Source organism: Scandinavium sp. M-37 (assembly GCF_043558715.1).
In the GTDB taxonomy this organism is placed as follows: Bacteria; Pseudomonadota; Gammaproteobacteria; order Enterobacterales; family Enterobacteriaceae; genus Scandinavium; species Scandinavium vulneris_A.
In genome coordinates, this window is the sequence record NZ_JBIGIN010000076.1 from 1 (window position 1) to 1623 (window position 1623).

At 62.1% G+C, this 1623-nt stretch carries 1 protein-coding gene; it reads right to left on the reverse strand.

Translation table 11 applies throughout. The annotated features are described in order from the left end of the window. A partial coding sequence (locus ACG0Z5_RS23700; protein ID WP_394451605.1) for an Ig-like domain-containing protein occupies window positions 1-1623 on the reverse strand: 1623 nt, incomplete at both ends.

The following is a 1623-nucleotide window of genomic DNA, read 5'->3' on the forward strand; positions in this document are numbered from 1 at the left end:
GTCGCCGTGACCCGGAACGTCCAGTTACCCTGGGTGCCAAGCAGACGCGTACCGTCACTCAGCTGGATATGCCAGTTGCCGTCGCTGTCGGTGACCGTGTGGGCGACATTACGGTACTGCACTCCCCGCGGTCCCCACAGGGTCAGCCTGATAGTGCTGCCCGGCTCAGCATGACCGCTCAGTACGCCGTCTTTGTCATCGGTACGCCCGCCATACTCCACCGTCCCGGTGCTGACGCCCACGTCATCCAGGTAACCGGAGATAACCGGGGCGTCCGTGTGCGTGTCCACCGTAAAGGTAATGGGCTCAGATACGGTGCTTGACTGACCGGCCGCATCCTTCACCACCGTGGTGATGCTGTGCTGCCCGTCATTCAGGGGCGGATACGGCGTTAAGGTCCAGCTGCCGTCCGCCTTCACGATGGCGGTACCCAGCTCCAGACCGTTATCCGAGACCACCACCGTGGTACCGGCTTCGGCCTTCCCGGTCAGCGTCGGGGTGTTGTCATCGGTCAGGCCCTGGTCATGGATGGCCCCTTTAATGCTGCCCACATTGTCATTCAGCACCAGGCTGGTGGCCGCCTCCGGGGCGGTGGTGTCATCCTGGTTGCTGCCGACGTATTTCAGGGTGAATTTTGTGCCGTAGTCCCGCCAGGCATTCCCGGCCTGGTCAATGGCGCTGATGCCAAAGGAATAGGTCCCCTGGGTCGTGAACGCCCGCGTCTGATAATCCCAGGTGCCGTCCGCACTGGACGTCACGCTGTCGTAATACAGCTCCTGGCCGTTGGGGCCAAAGACGTGAATATCGACCCGGCTGTTGGGTTCGGCATAGCCGTGCAGGACCGGACGGCTGTCATCGGTCAGGCCGCCGCCGGCGAGGTTGCCCGTCATGGCACCCTGGTCATCGGTGGCGCTGTCGACCACCGGCTTGGTGGTCAGGGTGTCCACCCCAATCGTGAAGGTTACCTGCTTACTTTCGCCGGTGGCGTTAACGGCGCTCACCGCCAGGTTATGGGTACCGTCGGTGAGGGCTTTGGTCGGGGTGTACGTCCAGCTACCGTCGGCCTTCGCGGTGGTGGTGTCCAGCAGGACGCCGTTGTCATAGATATTCACCGTCGCTCCGGCGGTGGCATGACCGGACAGTTCCGGCCGGGCATCGTTGGTCAGCCCGCCGTCTTTCAGCGGCCCGACGGCGCCGTTATAGTCGCTGACATTATCCACCACGCTGTCGAGGGAGGCTGTTGCCGGGATATCGCCGTTCAGGTCAGTGGTGGTGATGGTGTAGGGCAGGGAAATAAGGAACTGCTTGCTGCCGCCGTCCTGGACAATGGACTGGAAGATGTATTCGTGGTTGGCTTCGAGCGGTTTTTCCGGGGTGAAGGACCAGCTGCCGTCGGCGCTAATCCTGGCGCTGCCGACAAGTTCGGTGTTGATACAGAACTGAATAATCGTGCCTGCGCCTCGTGGGTCGGCATTCCCGGAAAGGGTCGGGGTCAGGTCGTCGGTAAAGCCGAAGTTGTTGACAGTCCCGGTGTGCACACCCTGGTTGTCAGAGATGGTGTCGATGTTAATCACGCCCGGCTCGGCGGGGGTGGGAACTAACTGCCCATTTTCGACGGGCAGG